Origin of the sequence: Atopobacter phocae ATCC BAA-285 (genome assembly GCF_000526675.1) — a bacterium.
GTDB lineage: Bacteria > Bacillota > Bacilli > Lactobacillales > Aerococcaceae > Atopobacter > Atopobacter phocae.
In genome coordinates, this window is record NZ_JAGN01000015.1 from 15,628 (window position 1) to 33,749 (window position 18,122).

15 protein-coding genes are annotated in these 18,122 nt (G+C 36.8%); 13 read left to right on the forward strand and 2 right to left on the reverse strand.

Annotated elements, in window-relative coordinates; translation table 11 throughout:
- Positions 1-79: 79 nt before the first annotated feature.
- From L866_RS0103765 to L866_RS0103780, 4 genes are all read left to right on the forward strand, one after another.
- Positions 80-1,501: a carbon starvation CstA family protein gene (locus L866_RS0103765; RefSeq protein WP_025729300.1), complete on the forward strand. Its 1,422-nt coding sequence runs from the start codon at positions 80-82 to the stop codon at positions 1,499-1,501.
- Between the two features lie 188 nt (positions 1,502-1,689).
- A complete protein-coding gene (gene purR / locus L866_RS0103770) occupies positions 1,690-2,541 on the forward strand; it encodes a pur operon repressor (protein ID WP_025729302.1) in 852 nt (283 codons plus the stop codon).
- 2 nt (positions 2,542-2,543) lie between these two features.
- A complete protein-coding gene (locus L866_RS0103775) occupies positions 2,544-3,872 on the forward strand; it encodes a cytidylyltransferase domain-containing protein (RefSeq protein WP_025729304.1) in 1,329 nt (442 codons plus the stop codon).
- A 51-nt stretch (positions 3,873-3,923) separates the two neighbouring features.
- Positions 3,924-4,913: a ribose-phosphate diphosphokinase gene (locus L866_RS0103780; protein ID WP_025729306.1), complete on the forward strand. Its 990-nt coding sequence runs from the start codon at positions 3,924-3,926 to the stop codon at positions 4,911-4,913.
- A gap of 94 nt (positions 4,914-5,007) precedes the next feature.
- On the opposite strand, the gene L866_RS08515 is transcribed toward L866_RS0103780, so the two are convergent.
- Positions 5,008-5,967 (reverse strand): L-lactate dehydrogenase, encoded by a 960-nt coding sequence (locus L866_RS08515; protein WP_035446087.1) that lies wholly within the window; start codon positions 5,965-5,967, stop codon positions 5,008-5,010.
- 392 nt (positions 5,968-6,359) lie between these two features.
- Between L866_RS08515 and pth the strand changes: the two genes are divergently transcribed.
- The 9 genes from pth (at position 6,360) to ftsH (ending at position 17,715) form a co-directional block, all read left to right on the forward strand.
- A complete protein-coding gene (pth, locus tag L866_RS0103790; protein WP_025729308.1) occupies positions 6,360-6,929 on the forward strand; it encodes an aminoacyl-tRNA hydrolase in 570 nt (189 codons plus the stop codon).
- A gap of 26 nt (positions 6,930-6,955) precedes the next feature.
- Positions 6,956-10,537 (forward strand): transcription-repair coupling factor, encoded by a 3,582-nt coding sequence (gene mfd, locus L866_RS0103795; RefSeq protein WP_025729310.1) that lies wholly within the window; start codon positions 6,956-6,958, stop codon positions 10,535-10,537.
- A gap of 14 nt (positions 10,538-10,551) precedes the next feature.
- A complete protein-coding gene (locus L866_RS0103800) occupies positions 10,552-12,120 on the forward strand; it encodes a polysaccharide biosynthesis protein (protein ID WP_025729312.1) in 1,569 nt (522 codons plus the stop codon).
- 57 nt (positions 12,121-12,177) lie between these two features.
- A complete protein-coding gene (locus tag L866_RS0103805; protein WP_025729314.1) occupies positions 12,178-12,456 on the forward strand; it encodes an RNA-binding S4 domain-containing protein in 279 nt (92 codons plus the stop codon).
- A 44-nt stretch (positions 12,457-12,500) separates the two neighbouring features.
- On the forward strand, positions 12,501-12,920 hold the full coding sequence (locus L866_RS0103810; protein WP_084030273.1) for an FtsB family cell division protein: 420 nt from the start codon (positions 12,501-12,503) through the stop codon (positions 12,918-12,920).
- A gap of 56 nt (positions 12,921-12,976) precedes the next feature.
- Positions 12,977-13,417, forward strand: a complete 441-nt coding sequence (locus tag L866_RS0103815) for a S1 domain-containing RNA-binding protein (protein WP_025729318.1) — start codon at positions 12,977-12,979, stop codon at positions 13,415-13,417.
- A gap of 126 nt (positions 13,418-13,543) precedes the next feature.
- Entirely contained in the window at positions 13,544-14,917 is a 1,374-nt protein-coding gene (gene tilS, locus L866_RS0103820; protein WP_245578435.1) for a tRNA lysidine(34) synthetase TilS, read from the forward strand.
- Between the two features lie 56 nt (positions 14,918-14,973).
- Positions 14,974-15,525: a hypoxanthine phosphoribosyltransferase gene (gene hpt, locus L866_RS0103825; RefSeq protein WP_025729322.1), complete on the forward strand. Its 552-nt coding sequence runs from the start codon at positions 14,974-14,976 to the stop codon at positions 15,523-15,525.
- Positions 15,526-15,639: 114 nt separating this feature from the next.
- Positions 15,640-17,715: an ATP-dependent zinc metalloprotease FtsH gene (gene ftsH, locus L866_RS0103830; RefSeq protein ID WP_025729324.1), complete on the forward strand. Its 2,076-nt coding sequence runs from the start codon at positions 15,640-15,642 to the stop codon at positions 17,713-17,715.
- A 196-nt stretch (positions 17,716-17,911) separates the two neighbouring features.
- Here the strand turns inward: ftsH and L866_RS09240 are convergent.
- Positions 17,912-18,122, reverse strand: a 211-nt coding sequence (locus tag L866_RS09240) for a transposase (RefSeq protein WP_025730495.1), incomplete at its 5' end; no start/stop codon positions are given.

Sequence of the window (18,122 nt, forward strand, 5' to 3'; positions counted from 1 at the left end):
TAAATACCTAAAAAGAAAAAACGCTTACAATTGTTTTATAATATTCTCACAAAGTCAAAAAATTGATAGGAGGAATATTATGTGGACGTTTCTAGGTGGTATTACTTTATTGGTATTAGGTTATGTGCTTTACAGTCGATATATTGTAAGTAACTTCCAACCTGATCCAACGCGTCAAACCCCAGCAGAAGCATTACGTGATAATTTGGATTTTGTTCCAATGGACAAAAAGAAAAATGCAATTATTGAATTATTAAACATTGCAGGAACAGGACCAATTTTTGGACCAATTATGGGGGCTTTATATGGACCTGTAGCTTATATTTGGATTGTTTTAGGATGTATTTTCGCCGGAGCAGTTCATGACTATATGTTAGGGATGATTTCGTTACGTAATAACGGAGCTCATTTACCTGAATTAGCAAGTAAATATTTAGGTCACCGTGTTAAACATATTGTTAATATCTTTGCCATGTTGTTATTATTACTTGTTGGGACAGTATTCGTTGTTTCCCCAGCTAGCTTGATTAAATCCGTTTTACCTTGGAATATTTCATTAATTTATATTATTTTAGGCATTTTTATTTACTACTTAGTTTCAACGGTACTACCAATTGATAAAGCGTTAGGTAAAGTTTATCCATGGTTTGGAGCAATCTTAATTATTAGTACAATTGCTATTGGAAGTTTCTTATTAATGAGTGATTACCAATTACCAGAATTAACAGCAGCATCACTAAAAAGTGTACACCCAGGTGGATTAGCTATTTTCCCAGGTATGTTCTTTACAATTTCATGTGGTGCATTATCTGGATTCCACGCAACTCAAACACCAATGGTTTCTCGTACACTAAAGAATGAATCTGAAGGCCGCTTCGTATTTTACGGTATGATGATTGCTGAAGGGATTATCGCAATGATCTGGGCTGGAGCATCTATGGCATTATTTGACGGACAAACATTGTCACAATTAATTGCAACAGGTACACCATCAGCTGTTGTTAACCGTGTCGCTTTATTACTTTTAGGTCAAGTATTCGGAACATTTGCGATTGCTGGGGTAATTGTTTTACCATTATCTTCAGGTTTATCAGCATTCAGAAGTTTACGTACCATTTTAGCGGATTACTTAAACATCAAACAAGATTCATTGAAGAAAATTTTGATGATTACAATCCCACTTTACATTATCTCATTTGCATTAACATTTATCGATTTCCAAATCATTTGGCGCTACTTTAACTGGGCAAACCAAATGACAGCTGTTATATCATTACTTGTTTCTTCACGTTACTTATATCTAAAAAAACGCAATTACTTCGTTACTTTATTACCAGCGATGTTTATGTTGTTCGCAGTAGTTGTATATATTTTAAGTGAGCCAATTGGATTCCGAATGGGATTAGGTCCAATGACATACTTAGTAGGTATTGTTGTTTCATTAGTTCTTATGTGGTTATACTCAAGAATTGAGACAGACACAACAGAAGAAGCTCTATAATAATCTTAATAAAGAAAAAATGTTATAAAATAAAGGAGTTCGCAGTAATATGCGAACTTTTTTATTTTTTTATCGCGGTATTTTGATAAATAACGAACGTTAATACGGTTAAACATTTATTTTTGGATAAAAAAAAGATATACTATAAATGAATTGAGATAAATTTTGAATTATTAAGGAGAGAAGGAATGAAATTTAGACGAAGTGAACGCTTGATTGATATGACCGATTATTTAAAAAGACACCCGCATCAATTAACGACATTGAGTTTCTTTACGAAACGTTACGATGCAGCGAAGTCATCAGTAAGTGAAGATATTGTTATTTTAAAACGCACATTTCGGCATCAAGGTATTGGCTTAATTGAAACAGTACCTGGTGCAACAGGTGGTGTTCGGTTTATTCCGATGTTGAGTAGCCAGAAAGCTAATGAGATAGGAGACGTATTAGTAGAGCGAATTAATTCACCGAAACGTATTTTGACAGGTGGATTTATGTATTTAACGGATTTACTAGTGCATCCATTAACGTTAGACTTTATCGGACGTATTATCGCTTCGAAGTTTGCTTTAAAAGATATTAATGCGGTAATGACTGTTGCGACAAAAGGAGTGCCATTAGCGCAATCCGTTGCTCGTTATTTAAATGTTCCCTTCGTTATTGCAAGACGAGAAGCAAAGGTGACAGAAGGAGCAACTATATCAATTAATTATCCATCTTATCGGACAAATCGAATTGAAAAAATGTTAGTATCGAAAAAAAGTCTGAATGAAGGCGATCGTGTATTAATTGTAGATGACTTCTCGAATGGTGGAGGTACCATTGAAGGTATGACGATGTTGGCAGATGAATTTGGTGCAACCATTGTCGGCAGTGTGGTTCTCTGTGAATTAAATGCTCAAGAGAAAAAGATGAGGCCATTTGAATCAATTGCGAAAATCACAAAATTAGACGAAATGAATAAGGAAATCCAAGTCGAAAAAGGTAGTTTTTTCAATGATTTAAGTATGCTGCTAGATCATGTGAAAGAAGAGGGGTAATTGTGAAGAAAAAACAACATGCAATTATTTTAGCGAATCATAAAGAAGATCAAATGAAATCAGAACTTTCTGTGTATCAACACCTAATTTGTGGACGCCCAATGATAGATTATGCATTAGAAACAGTAGAACGTGTAGGCATGAATCAAGTGATTGTTGCTACAGATTTAGCAAATCAAGAATGGGCGCGTGACTTAAACGAAAGTGCATCTCATGTGTCGGTAATGGATGTAACGAATGCTCAAACAATGAATGATTCTTTTTCTGATCAAGAAGGAATAACGTTAATTCTTCAAGGAAATATGCCGATGATTCAATCAACAACGCTAAGGGAATTGGTGAAATTACATCAACAATCAGATGCAAAAGCAACTGTTTTAATGGATCAACCTGTATCAGTAGGGAATCATCTGCAAGTTGTATCACCTATACAAAGCAATGAACAACGCGCGAATCAAATAGCAGAACAAACTGCAACAGAAAGACAGACAGTTGTATATTGCTTAGACAATGATATATGGATGAATAAAGCATCAATGTTTCGTGATATAAACGATGTAGAAGCGCTTGTTCAATCATTGGATACAAATAATGTACAGGAAATTCAAACGACGCATCCTTTTGAAGGGACAAAGATTAATACACGAATTGATTTAGCACATGTTACTCAATTAATACAAAAACAAATTAACACAGAACATATGCTGAATGGTGTTACGATGATTCATCCTGAAACTGCAGCGATTGAGTGGGGAGTAACTATTGGAACAGACACGGTAATTGAAAGCCATGTGACGTTAAAAGGTAAAACATCAATTGGGACGAACTGTGTAATCACACAAGGCAGTCGAATCGAAGATAGTCAAATTGGCGATCGTGTAATCATTAAGCAATCAGTTGTTGAAGAATCACTAGTGGAATCAGATAGTGATATGGGCCCCTTTGCACATTTAAGACCAAATAGTCGAATTGGAACACATGTTCATTTGGGGAATTTTGTTGAAATTAAGAATTCATCCATTGGTGAAGGTACAAAAGTAGGACATCTGACTTACGTGGGTGACGCTCAATTGGGACGTTTCATCAATATCGGTAGTGGAACTAATTTCGTTAATTATAATGGAAAAACAAAAGCACAAACGACAATTGGTGACCATGCATTTATAGGTTGTGATACATCTCTTGTAGCTCCAGTTAATGTGGGCAAGGGGTCATTTACAGCAGCAGGATCCGTTATTACGGAGGATGTTCCTGATAATAGTTTGGCAATTGCCCGAAATCGACAAATTAATAAAATAAATTACGCAAATGGGATGCCACACAATCAATAAAGTGATAAGATAGAGAGAGAAACTTAATATTCAAATTAATGGAGGAAAATAATGGCACAACACAAAAAAGGCTCTCAACTGAAATTGTTTGCATTGAAGTCGAACCAACCGTTAGCGAAACGTATGGCACAAGAGTTAGGGATGGAATTAGGAAACATTTCAACTGAGCAATTTAGTGATGGCGAGATTAAAATTAATATTGAAGAAAGTATTCGTGGGGATCATGTTTATGTGATTCAATCAACATCTAATCCCGTAAATGATAACTTAATGGAGTTATTAATTATGATTGATGCGCTAAAACGAGCGTCTGCGAAAACAATTAATGTGGTCATGCCATATTATGGATATGCACGACAAGATCGTAAAGCGCAGTCTCGTGAACCAATTACAGCTAAATTAGTTGCGAATATGATTACAATGGCAGGTGCAGATCGCGTATTAACGTTAGACTTGCATGCAGCACAAATTCAAGGGTTCTTTGATATTCCGGTTGATCATTTGCTAGGCGCAAGCTTACTAGCTAATTATTTCTTAGATCATGATATTTTAAAATCATGTAAAGAAGATATCGTTGTAGTATCACCTGACCATGGTGGTGTAACAAGAGCGCGTAAATTGGCAGAATTTTTAAAAGCACCAATTGCAATTATTGATAAACGTCGTCCAAAAGCAAATGTGGCTGAAGTGATGAGCATTATCGGTGATGTACGTGGCAAACATTGTATTATTATTGATGATATGATTGATACAGCAGGAACAATTACACTGGCAGCTAAAGCACTTAAAGAGCAAGGCGCAAAAGCTGTATATGCTTGTTGTACCCATGCCGTTCTTTCTGGACCAGCTATCGAACGGATTGAATCTTCTGAAATTTCAGAATTGATTGTAACGGATTCGATTAATGTACCGAAAGAAAAACAAATCGACAAAATGAAACAAGTAAGTGTGGCGCAATTAATGGCTGAAGCAATTCGTCGCATTCATGAGAACCGTTCAGTAAGCCCATTATTTTTAGAAAAATTTGAAATCATTGATTAATAAACTATAAAAAGCATCCCAATTAAATGGGATGCTTTTTATAATCAAAAAACCGAGCAGATGCTCGGTTTTTTCTGTTCATCATTTGTTTGGTTTAGTCAAAATATTGATCTAAAATATCTTTCAATGTTCTTGAAGATAAGTTCATTTTTTCTTGTTCTGAATCGTTTAATGGAATTTCAATAACTTGCTCAATTCCATCGCGTCCAATAATTGCTGGAGCACCAATGTAAACATCTTCTTGATTGTATTGTCCGTCTAAGTATACAGATAATGGGAAGATTGCTTGTTCATCGTCTAAAATAGCGCGTGTAATGCGAGCTAATGTAGCACCAATTCCATAGAATGTAGCACCTTTTTTAGCGATGATTTCGTAAGCAGCATCACGTACACTAAAGAATAATTCAACCATTTTTTCTTCGTCAATTTCAGGATGGTTTTTAACCCATTCGTAAATTTGAAGACCACCAACGTTAGCATGTGACCATACAGGGAATTCTGTATCACCATGTTCGCCAAGAATGTAGCCGTGGACGTTACGTGCGTCTACACCGATAATATCAGATAAAGCTTGACGGAAACGTGCAGAGTCTAGGGATGTACCTGAACCGATAACACGTTCTTTTGGCAAGCCAGAGAATTTCCAAGTAGCATAAGTTAAAATATCAACAGGGTTAGTAGCAACTAAGAAAATACCATCAAATCCACTATCCATAATGTTACTAATAATGTCTTTGAAGATTTTTAAGTTTTTGCTTACTAAATCAAGGCGCGTTTCACCTGGTTTTTGAGCAAGTCCAGCTGTAATACAGATAATATCTGCATCTTTACAGTCACTGTATTGTGCCGCATAAATGCGTTTTGGTGAATGGAAAGCTTGAGCATGTGATAAGTCTAAAGCATCACCTTCTGCTTTATCATGATTGATATCAATGATACCCAGTTCGTGACCGATATTTTCTAGTACTAGAGCATAAGCGTAGCTTGATCCAACAGCTCCGTCACCGACTAAAATAATTTTTGACTGTTTGTTTTTAGTAATTTTACTTTGCATGACAAAAACCTCCTTGAGTTTGTTATATTGAGTATAACATGATTATTCATTATATCCGGTATTCTTTTAAGAACGCGCAAATGATCTTAGGGTAATATAGATATAATGAAAACAGTTAAACGTTGAAATCTCAATAATTTCCGTGTAAACTGTAACAGTTTATTTAATTGTACTACTAAAAATTATAGACTGCAATAGCTCATTATGAGATTGTGAACTAATCAACAGAAGAATATCCGTTGTACCAACAAAACAAAAAATTTTAAATATTTTTTAAGAGTGAAGCTTCCTTAAAATTTACTTAGTTTAAGTGGGAGAAGTATCTCTTTTTCTTTAAAATTGGTATAGTAGATAGTAAGAGAATGACGATATAAATAAAAAGGATGGACAAAATGAAATTAATTGTAGGATTAGGAAATCCAGGAAGTCAATATTTAGCGACACGGCACAACATTGGTTTTATTACAATCGATCAATGGGGAAAGAAGAATCATGTCGCGTTAGATCGAGAACAGTTTCAAGGATTTTATGGCACATATCACCATCAAGGAGAGAAAATATTAGTAGTTAAGCCGATGACATATATGAATCGTTCAGGATTAACGGTGGGATTAATGGCAGATTACTATCAAATAGATCCAAGTGATATATTAGTTGTTTATGACGATATGGATCTAGATGTGGGACAAATTCGATTGCGTTATAAAGGATCAGCAGGTGGTCACAATGGAATGAAAGATATCATTCGTGCGCTAGGCACTCAAGAAATTAAACGCGTTAAAATTGGGGTAGGACGACCAGCTCCAAATCAAAGTGTTGTTGATCACGTGTTATCTAATTTCCCAAAAGACACACATGAGCAAATGTTACAGGCAGTTAATCATGCGACAGATGCAATCGATCATTGGATTGATGAAGATAACTTTACAACAACCATGTCTCGCTTTAATGTCCGGACATAAGGCGTGTTAGAACGAGGAGAAAAATAATGAATCAATTAAAAACTATATTAAAAGTGGGCGACACAGCGAGCCCGCTTATTTCGTGGTTAACGGGCAAACGAGCCCAACGACAATTAGTAACGGGGTTAGCAGATTCAGCTAAAATGTTAGCATTAATTGAATTAGCACAACAAGCGGATGAGCCAGTAATAGTAGTAACGCATAATGGACTAAGTAGCGCTCAATTAATTGAACAATGTGAGACTTATATCGCATCACAACCAGCGTTATCAGATTTGATTTGTTCGTCTTTTCGTGCAGAGGAAACGTTAGCTGCTGAAATGGCAATTGCTTCCATTGACGGGATGATTGAACGATTGAATGCTTTAACGCACTTGATTGAAAGAAAAAAAGGACTAGTCTTTATTTCTTTGAGCGGTTTATTAAAACCATTAGTCCGACCAACTGAATGGTTGGCAAATCAGGCCACCTATAAAGTAGGCGATCATTTAGAATCGGTTCAAGAATTTGTTGAGCAATTAGAAGCTCTCGGATATCGAGCTCAAACAATGGTGGGACAACCAGGAGAATATGCCCATCGTGGAGGTATCATTGATGTCTTTCCATTGACAGAGGCGAATCCTATAAGGTTTGACTTTTTTGATGTGGAAATTGATTCATTAAGATACTTTGACGCGGATACACAACAATCCATTGGTGCAGTGGAAGAAGTAACACTCTACCCTGCAAATGAATGGTTGTATCCGAAAGACGCATATGCAGGTGTTGCAACGACCTTGCAAAAAGACTTGACACATGCTCTAAAACAACTCAATGATGAAGCAACCAAGCAAGTATTGAGTCAGTCAATTCAAGATGTGATCGAACAATTGGAAGCAGGAGAAAAACCAGCTAATATTCGCTATTATTTAGCGTATTTCTATAAACAATTAGGAACGGTAATTGATTACTTCCCGACTAACAGCTTAGTAGTAATTGATGAATACAGTAAGTTAGTAGAACGGGAAGCGCATTTAAAAGAAGAAGAATCCGCTTGGTTAATCGAAAAAATAAAAGAAGGTCTCATTTTCCCTGAACAAACCTTCTTAATGAATGGCCGACAAAAATTATTGCGTCAATCGCATGCGACAGTTTTCTTTAGTGCATTTCAACGTGGATTGAATCATTTGAAATTTGACGAAGTGATTACGGTAGATTATCGATCGATGATTTCGTTTTTTGGGCAAATGCCCTTACTCAAAGGGGAATTGGAACGACATCAAAAGCGTCAAGCGACCATCTTAATAAGTGTGGGCGATATGAAACAGCGTAAGCAGTTGGAACAAGTACTGAATGATTTTGAAATAAAAGCTCAATTAGCTGATACGAATCAGTACGTACCTCATGAAACGCAAATTATTATTTGCCCATTAGCTGAGGGGTTTGAACTGCCTAGTGCCAATCTCGTTGTTATTACTGAAAAAGAATTATTTAATCGTAAAAAACGAGCCAAAAGACAAGCTAATCCAAAATTGTCTAATGCTGAACGTCTTAAAAATTATACCGAACTAAAAGAAGGCGACTACATTGTACACGTTAATCATGGAATTGGACGTTATATGGGCATTCAAACGCTAGAAGTTTCTGGCTTAAAGAAAGAGTATATGACGATTCAATACGCTGATCAAGGTAGTCTGTATGTACCAATTGATCAAATGCATTTGGTTCAAAAATATGTATCAAGTGAATCGAAAACACCGAAGATTAATAAATTAGGTGGCAATGAATGGGCAAAAACAAAAGCAAAAGTAGCTTCTAAAGTAGAGGATATTGCGGATGATTTAATTGCATTATATGCCGAGCGAGAACAGGCTAAAGGTTATCAATATCCACCCGATTCATCAGAGCAAATGGAATTTGAAGCATCGTTTGGCTATGTTGAAACTCCTGATCAATTGCGAAGTATTCAAGAAGTGAAACAGGATATGGAAAAAGAACGGCCAATGGATCGATTATTAATAGGTGATGTAGGTTATGGTAAGACAGAAGTAGCTGTGCGTGCAGCGTTTAAAGCAGCGGTTGAAGGTAAACAAGTGGCAGTATTAGTTCCAACAACTATTTTGGCCGAACAACATTATGAAACGTTTAAAGATCGCTTAAAAGATTATCCATTTGATGTCGTTCAATTAAGTCGTTTTCAAACATCGAAACAAAATAAACAAGCCATCGAAGATTTGAAAAAAGGCCGTGCTGCAATTGTGATTGGTACGCATCGTCTATTAAGTAAAGATGTGGAATTTTTCGATTTAGGTTTGTTAATTGTGGATGAAGAACAGCGATTTGGCGTAAAACATAAAGAGCGCATTAAAGAAATGAAAGCAACTGTCGATGTCTTGACTTTAACAGCTACACCGATTCCACGAACATTAAATATGTCCATGTTAGGAGTTCGTGATTTATCTGTAATTGAGACGCCACCGTCTAACCGTTATCCGATTCAAACGTATGTGTTAGAACAAGATGGATTTGTTATACGGGAAGGCATTGAACGCGAACTAGCACGTGGCGGACAAGTCTTTTACTTATACAATCGTGTCGATACAATTGAGCAAAAAGCTAGTTATTTAAGTTCACTTGTTCCAGAAGCGCGTGTAGGTGTGATTCATGGACAGATGACAGAACGTACATTAGAAGACATCCTGTATCAATTTTTAGAAGGAGAGCTAGACGTTCTCGTAACGACAACAATTATCGAAACGGGTATTGATATACCTAATGTTAATACGTTATTTATTGAAAATGCGGATCGTCTTGGATTATCTCAGTTGTATCAATTAAGAGGACGGGTTGGCCGAACGAATCGTTTAGCGTACTGTTATTTGATGTATGCACCGAATAAAACATTAACCGAAGTAGGCGAACAACGACTAGATACGATGCGAGAGTTCACAGATTTAGGTAGTGGGTTCAAAATTGCGATGCGTGACTTAGCTATTCGTGGAGCAGGAAATTTATTAGGTAAACAGCAACATGGCTTTATTGATGCAGTAGGGTATGATTTATACATGTCGTTATTAAAAGAAGCGGTTGATAAAAAATCAAAACAAAAACAAACAGCGTCTGTACAAGAAGTTTCATTCCATTCGAAAGATGTGGAAATTGATTTGCCAATTGAAGCTTATTTACCGGATCATTATGTTCGAGATGATTATCAAAAAATCGAATTTTATAAACGTATTCGACAAATAGATAGCGAAGCGATTTATCGCGATATTCAGGATGACTTAATTGACCGCTTTGGCGAATATCCGTCAGAAGCAAGTCATTTAGTTGAAATTGGATACTTGAGATACTGGAGTTTATTAGCGGGTATCGAACTAATCAAAGGGGTTCAACATGAAACAGTTATGACCTTTAATGAAGAAGCGACACGCTACTTGAAAGGCCCACTATTATTTGAAGCTTTGCAGGTGACTAAATTAAAGGCTCGAGTAGGTAGTGATGGTAATCAATTGACATTGACGTTAAAACATACCAATTATCCGCCTGATTTATTATTAGAAGAATTAATTAAAGTATCTCGCTCCATGTACGAACAAATTAATCGCGTGACTCAATCAGGCGTGTAAAGGTGGGGAAGAAAATGAACCCATATCGTTTAAAAAAACAAGTAAAAGGAGCAGCATGGTTGACGATTGCGGCTCTGTTTGTGAAAGTGCTAAGCGCAGTGTATCGCGTTCCTTATCAAAATATGGTGGGTAACCAAGGGTTTTATATTTTCCAACAAGTATATCCACTCTTTGGTTTAAGCCAAGCTTTAGCCTTGAATAGTTTGCCACAATTTTTAGCTAGTTTGTTTGTAGAAGAGGAACAATTAGAAAAACGAGCACAAGTTATCGTAGCTACTTTTGGGTTGGTCACGATTTTATCAGTTGCTTTATTCGCATTATTCTATGGAGGCAGTACATACTGGGCACAATGGATGGGCGATTCACAATTAGAACCGGTTATCAAAAGTGCGAGTTGGAGTCTTTTGTGTATTCCTATTTTGAGCGTATTAAGAGGAGTTGGACAAGCACAACTTGAATTAGTACCAACTGCTGTATCAATGGTAGGTGAACAGATTGCTCGTGTCCTCGTTATTTTAAGTAGTGCATTATTTATTTCAGGTAACTTATATACTGTAAATACAATGGCTATGCGTGGTGGTGTAATGGGCAGCGGAATAGGTATCGTCATTTTAATGATCTGCTCTATTCGTAAGAAACCAATGATGTTAAAGATTTTGAGTCGTTTGAAAATTGACCGAGCAACATATGCATACATTATGCAACGATTTATGAAGGAAGCACTTGTTTTTATCGGATTTAGTTTACTTTTAATTAGTTTACAGGCGATTGATGCGTTAAATTTATTATCCCGGTTATTAACAAGTGGTTTATCTTTTGCGACGGCAACGGCTGAAAAAGGAATTTACGATCGTGCTCAACCGATTTTCCAAATGGGGGCGATTATTGCGATAAGTATCACGACAGCTTTTACCCCTGTTTTAAGACAAGCACATCGGCAGTCGATGAAAAGTGTCGAACTGAACGCCGTTGAACAAGAGCAGTCGTTACTTCGAGTGGTTCATTTAATTAGTTTGTTTGCAACGGTTGGTTTATATGTCGTGATGCCCCAACTCAATATCGTTTTATTTAAAACGAATGAAGGGATAATCGCTCTGCGCTTATTTTGTTTAGGTTTGTATCCTTTTTGTATGGCACTTGCTTATCAAACCATTCAACAAGGACGTCGCCAATTTGCAACGGGCTTATTCACGTTAATTTTAACAGGCATGACGAAAAGTATTGGAAATTGGTTGCTCGTGCCGATTGCGCAAATTAATGGGGCAGCGTGGAGTACACTCATTAGTTTATGTGTCACGTTTATTTTGATGCGGCATTTCTCGAACAGTTCGTTTACTCAATGGCGAGAAATCAGACAACATATTATTGCTGTAACAGTAATGTTAGGAGTTTGCTTAAGTATAGCGTACGTCCTACCAACCACTCATCGCGGACAAGCGTTCATCGTATTAATGATGCAGCTAGGGTGTGGTGCCGTTATTGGAATCGAGTGGATATATCGCAAAAAATGGTTAAAAGAACAAGAATGGTGGCTACTACCAATGGGAGAACGTTTCGCTCGTAAAGGGATTTGGCCATTTTAAAAATAAACTATGGTATAATAAGAATAGAAAATGTTAAATAAGAATAGAGGAACAAATATGCGATTAGATAAATTTTTAAAGGTGTCACGTTTAATTAAGCGACGGACGGTAGCAAAAGAAGTAGCAGATCAAGGTCGGATTGAAGTCAACGGACAAGTGGCAAAATCGAGTACAAAGATAGCGATTGAAGACGAGATTACGATTCATTATGGGAATAAAATTTTAACCGTTCGCGTCTTAGATATTAAAGATACAACGAAGCGAAATGAAGCGCAAAATCTATATGAAGTTGTAAGTGAAGAACGAGTGGAAACAAATTGGGACGAATTAATTTAATATTTTAAAATTTGCTATTGGAACTAGCAAGGGATGTTGTTATAATGAAGACAATTCGCAAAACTTTTGAACGAAACGGAGGCGGTAGAAGGATGGATGAAAAAGATATGAAACAACCCATTTCGTCACAGCCGACGGAACCACCTTTAGTCCGTTATAAATTACATCTTGCAACGAAGATGGTTTTACTGATCTTAGCGGGATTATCGCTTGTTATGGTTCATCGAATGGTTAGTAACATCGGAGAGCTTAGAACATTAAAGCAAAAAGCGGTCGTCACAAGAGAAAATGTAAAAAAAATGCAACACTCGAATGAATCGTTACAAGCAGAAGTCGAAAAGCTGAAAGATGAGAATCATATTGCGGATATAGCGAGAGCAAAATATCACTATAGTCAGTCGGGTGAGATAATTTTTCAGTTACCTGGTACCTCAGATGATGAAGACCAAGACTTCGAAAATTAAGAAGTAAATAAATAAAATGAATGAATGCTAGTAATTCAAGGAGGAACCTTTTTTATATGTCAGTTGAAGTAGATCAAATTGTAGCAGGTAAGGTTACAGGTATTACAAATTTTGGAGCGTTTATCGATTTAGGAGAAGGACAATCTGGATTAGTTCATATTAGTGAAATTGCTAATACATTTGTTAAAGATATTAATGATGTCTTAACTGTAGGTGATGATGTTCAAGTTAAGGTGGTTAAAATTGCTGATGACGGCAAAATTAGTTTATCTATTCGTCAAGCTATGCCGGAAGAAGAACAACGCCCACCAAAACGTCCAGTGAGAGAACGTGAAGAACGTCCACGTCAAGATAAAAGACCTGCACCATCAAAAGCTAAGAGTCAAGATTTTGACTCATTAATGAGTGCCTTTCTAAAAGATAGTGATGATCGCTTAGCATCATTAAAGAAAAATACAGAGGGCAAGCGTGGCGGTCGTGGCGGTCGTCGTAGTTAATCGGCGTAAAGAACGATTATTTAAAATGTAAAGTACAAGAGGGGTGAGACGTGGGTCCGCCCCCTTTTTGATTGATTAGTCATCACGGAAAGATATGAAGCAGGAGGTGAGCAGAGAACATTGGAAATGAAGCAATGGAATCAGTTATTTGAGCCATACGAAACGTTAATCGTCGCGTTATCGGGTGGAGTGGACTCCATGGCGCTCGCTCACATGTTGCTAACACATCCGTCTTTAAAGCAATCCATTGAGCTCGTTCATTTTGATCACGGATTAAGAGATAACAGTGCACAACAAGCAGCTGAGCTCATTCGTTATTTCGATGAACAACAAATTGAGGTACATCACGAGCGGTGGAAAAATCCTATTGGAGGAGAAGAAGCGGCGAGGGAAGCACGATATAATTTTTTAAGTCGGGTTTCCAAACGTTATCCTAAAAGTACTATTGTAACGGCACATCATCTGAACGATCAAATCGAGACATTTTTCATGAAAATCATGCGTAAAAGTACGCTTAAAGGATTAGGTGGAATGAGCGAACGTTCAGAATGGAGAGATGGTAAACAAGCGGTGCCGATAGTGAGACCATTGTTACAAGTTGAAAAATCGACGCTTGTAAAGTATGCATTAACTCATCATTTACCGATATTTGAAGACGAAACAAATCAAGAAATCAAATATGAACGTAATTGGTGGCGGAATATTTTATATCCTCAAATTGAAACGCGATATGCACGCGCAACGCAAAGCTTTAAAGAAGTGATGAATGATTTGAAATGGACCGAGGAATATGTAATAGGTCATATGGAAAAGGATTTACAAGAAGTGGTTCAATGGGATGCAAATGGTTTAATGATTGATATTGAAAAATATCATCACTTACCAATCAGTACGCAGCAATTAATGTGGCCGTTTATTAGTGATCAATTGGCTAGTCGTTTTCAATTAATGCTATCTAGAAAACAAACGAATCAAATGCAAAAGATGATTGCTAATCAGCACAAGCCGCAAACGGAAATGGCCTTATCTAAGCCATGGATATTTATGCGACAATATGAGATGGCGATTATTACACAAGCAGATGTTGCAAAAAAATCAAATGAATCAAAAATAGAACGGATTCGAGTTCAAAAGGCGGGAAGATATCGCGTTGGGACCTTACAAGTCGAAGTGATTGAACAACAAATGACAAATCAAGAGGTCAAACAGTGGCAACAACACACACTAATTGTTCCACTGGAGGATGCGCCAGTCATATTGATTACCTATCAACCAGGGGATCGTTTGTTGTTTGAAACGAACGATGATGAAAATAAGCCGCGTTATCATCAAAAAGTTTCAAGATATTTTATCAATAACAAAATCCCACATGCAATGAGAAAACAAGCGATATTGGGTGAGAATGAAACAGGAGAAAAGATAGGTATGATTGCTCATTTAACGAGCAAATGTAAATTTTCTCCAAAGAATCGATATTTAATCTTTAAAGTAGTTGAATGAGAGCGGTAGAACACGTAAGATAAGAGTAGTTTACATCAGAATAGAGGGAGCCGATTATGTTAGAAAAAGATATTAAAAAAATATTAGTAACAGAAGAAGAAATTAGCGAACGTATTAAAAGCTTAGGACAAGCTATTACTGAAGATTATGCTGGTAAAGAGCCTTTAGTCATTTGTATTTTAAAAGGGGCAGCCTTCTTTATGACTGACTTAGTTCGTTATATGGACTTGAAAGTCGACATTGATTTTATGGACGTCGATTCATATGGAGATGCTTTTGAAACTAGTGGAGATGTAAAAATCGTAAAAGACTTATCCACTTCTGTTGCAAACCGTGATGTAATTATTGTTGAAGATATTATTGATACAGGTACGACATTGCATTATTTAGTTGACTTATTGAAATATCGCCAAGCCAATTCAATTAAAATTGTTACATTATTGGATAAACCAGATCGTCGTCGTTTTGGTTTAACGCCAGATTACATTGGATTAGAAGTGCCGAACGAATTTGTAGTGGGTTACGGATTAGATTACTTACAACGCTACCGCAATTTACCGTACATCGGTGTCTTAAAAGAAGAAATTTACAAAGAAAATCTATCATAAAGAAAACACAATAAGCTCTAATTAGGCAACCTATTCGTCAAGTACCAACCAACTATGGTATGATACTCGGTAGAAAAATAACCACCGCCTAAAGAGTGGATGTAGGGGGTAACAATGAAAAAACGAAATAAATTCCGGAGTGTCATCGGTATACTTATGATGATGTTAGCGGGACTTTACCTTGTACAATTAGCAACAGGCTCGTTGCAAGGAACGTCGAATAAAATTTCTAGTAGTGAATTTGTACAAAGCTTAGAAAATGGTGAAGTGGATAAATTCACACTTCAGTATAATCAAGGCACATACAAAGTTCTTGGTGAATTTTATAAAGAAAAAGCACCAAAAGGAACAAAAGAAGAAGACAAAGGGTTGGCGATTTTTGACAATCGTTCAACTAAAAGCAAAAAATTCGAAGCAACCATTTTAATGAATGATGGAACGCTAACTGAAATTACAAAGTTAGCAAAAGAAAACAAAACAGAATTAAAAACAGTTCCTGAAAGTCAGTCAGGCACATGGTTTATGTTAGGTCTTCAAATCGTTCCATTCTTATTAGTTGGATTGTTATTTTATTCCATGATGAGTCAAGCGGGTCAAGGCGGTAAAGGCCCAATGAGCTTTGGAAAAACAAAAGCGAAAGACGTATCAAAACAAAAAATAAAAGTGCGCTTCTCAGATGTTGCAGGAGCAGAAGAAGAAAAACAAGAGTTAGTCGAAGTTGTCGAGTTCTTAAAAGATCCTCGCAAATTCACAGGTTTAGGCGCTCGTATTCCAGCCGGTGTTTTACTTGAAGGACCTCCAGGAACAGGTAAAACATTATTAGCTAAAGCCGTTGCCGGTGAAGCTGGCGTTCCATTCTTCTCCATTTCCGGTTCAGAATTTGTGGAAATGTTTGTAGGGGTCGGAGCAAGTCGTGTACGTGATTTATTTGAAAACGCGAAGAAAAATGCACCAGCGATTATCTTTATTGATGAGATTGATGCAGTTGGTCGTCAACGTGGTACTGGTATGGGTGGTAGCCACGATGAACGTGAGCAAACATTAAACCAATTACTAGTAGAAATGGACGGATTCCAAGGTAATGAAGGTATTATCGTTATTGCCGCAACTAACCGTTCAGACGTATTAGACCCAGCATTACTTCGTCCAGGTCGTTTTGACCGTCAAATATTAGTAGGTCGACCAGATGTTAACGGACGTGAAGCAATCTTACGTGTTCATGCACGTAATAAAAAAGTCGCTAAAGATGTTGATTTACGTGTTGTAGCTCAACAAACACCAGGATTTTCTGGAGCAGATTTAGAAAATCTATTAAACGAAGCGGCATTATTAGCTGCTCGTTTAAATAAAACAGAAATTGATGCCATCGATATCGACGAAGCTCATGACCGTGTGATTGCAGGTCCAGCTAAACGAGATAAAGTTATCTCTAAACAGGAACGCCGAATGGTTGCTTTCCACGAAGCAGGACATACTATTGTGGGAATGGTACTTAATGATGCACGTACAGTTCATAAAGTGACAATTGTTCCACGTGGACGCGCTGGTGGATATGCGATCATGTTACCAAAAGAAGACCGTTTCTTAATGACGAAAAAAGAGTTATTAGAGCAAGTAGTTGGATTACTTGGTGGACGTGCAGCAGAAGAATTAGTATTCGGATCAAAAACAACGGGTGCTTCAAATGACTTTGAACAAGCAACTGGTATTATTCGTTCAATGATTACCGAGTATGGTATGAGTGATGCGTTAGGTACAGTACAGTACGAAGGTAATCATCAAGTATTCATTGGTCGTGATTACGGACAAACTAAAGTATACTCTGATCAAATCGCTTATAAGATTGATCAAGAGATGCAACGTTTAATGTCTGAATCATATCAACGGGCGATGACGATTTTAACAGAACACCGCGAGCAATTAGAAATTATCGCTAATAAATTGTTAGAAGTTGAAACGTTAGATGCACGACAAATTAAATCATTGTTCGAAACAGGCGAAATGCCAAGTGAACAAAAAGAATATCCAAGTGAAAAGAAAGCTAAGTCTTACGATGAAGCCAAACGTGCCTTGGAAGAAAAAGAACAACAACGTCGTCAACGTGAGCTCGAAGAACGCGAAATGGTTGAGTCAGATGAAACAGATACGCTAGATTTATCAGACGAGCAATCAGACGATACACAAAATTAAAGGAATCTTTAAATAGAGAATTTCAATAAAAAAGAGTAGGCAGCAATCGAAAGATTCATGCCAACTCTTTTTTTGTGGCTCTTTGTCAAATAGGGTTGATGATGAGGTGAGGTAACCGTATGGTTACTTCTCCTCTTTTTTTAGATCAAAAGATAAAATAAGCAAATGATTGGATCAATTGTATTCAAAATTAGTGTTAAGAAACAGCGATTTTGGGCGGATGATTTGGCGCGTATAAACGCATCATCAATAAAATTCTATTTTTAAAGTGTGAATAATTACGGTAGCCATAAGCAGTTCGCTTAAGTACCTTGATTTTGTTGTTTAATCCTTCAATCGGCCCATTAGTCAATTGAGGATAAGCAAAAGTATTTTGAATATACGTGTTATAGTGTTTAAATGTTCTT

Excerpts from the sequence above, each read along its gene's own strand:
- L866_RS0103765 (WP_025729300.1), top strand. The coding sequence starts at position 80 with ATGTGGACGTTTCTAGGTGGTATTACTTTATTGGTATTAGGTTATGTG.
- purR (WP_025729302.1), top strand. The coding sequence starts at position 1,690 with ATGAAATTTAGACGAAGTGAACGCTTGATTGATATGACCGATTATTTA.
- L866_RS0103780 (WP_025729306.1), top strand. The coding sequence starts at position 3,924 with ATGGCACAACACAAAAAAGGCTCTCAACTGAAATTGTTTGCATTGAAG.
- L866_RS08515 (WP_035446087.1), bottom strand. The coding sequence starts at position 5,967 with ATGCAAAGTAAAATTACTAAAAACAAACAGTCAAAAATTATTTTAGTC.
- pth (WP_025729308.1), top strand. The coding sequence starts at position 6,360 with ATGAAATTAATTGTAGGATTAGGAAATCCAGGAAGTCAATATTTAGCG.
- mfd (WP_025729310.1), top strand. The coding sequence starts at position 6,956 with ATGAATCAATTAAAAACTATATTAAAAGTGGGCGACACAGCGAGCCCG.
- L866_RS0103800 (WP_025729312.1), top strand. The coding sequence starts at position 10,552 with ATGAACCCATATCGTTTAAAAAAACAAGTAAAAGGAGCAGCATGGTTG.
- L866_RS0103805 (WP_025729314.1), top strand. The coding sequence starts at position 12,178 with ATGCGATTAGATAAATTTTTAAAGGTGTCACGTTTAATTAAGCGACGG.
- L866_RS0103810 (WP_084030273.1), top strand. The coding sequence starts at position 12,501 with ATGAAGACAATTCGCAAAACTTTTGAACGAAACGGAGGCGGTAGAAGG.
- L866_RS0103815 (WP_025729318.1), top strand. The coding sequence starts at position 12,977 with ATGTCAGTTGAAGTAGATCAAATTGTAGCAGGTAAGGTTACAGGTATT.
- tilS (WP_245578435.1), top strand. The coding sequence starts at position 13,544 with ATGAAGCAATGGAATCAGTTATTTGAGCCATACGAAACGTTAATCGTC.
- hpt (WP_025729322.1), top strand. The coding sequence starts at position 14,974 with ATGTTAGAAAAAGATATTAAAAAAATATTAGTAACAGAAGAAGAAATT.
- ftsH (WP_025729324.1), top strand. The coding sequence starts at position 15,640 with ATGAAAAAACGAAATAAATTCCGGAGTGTCATCGGTATACTTATGATG.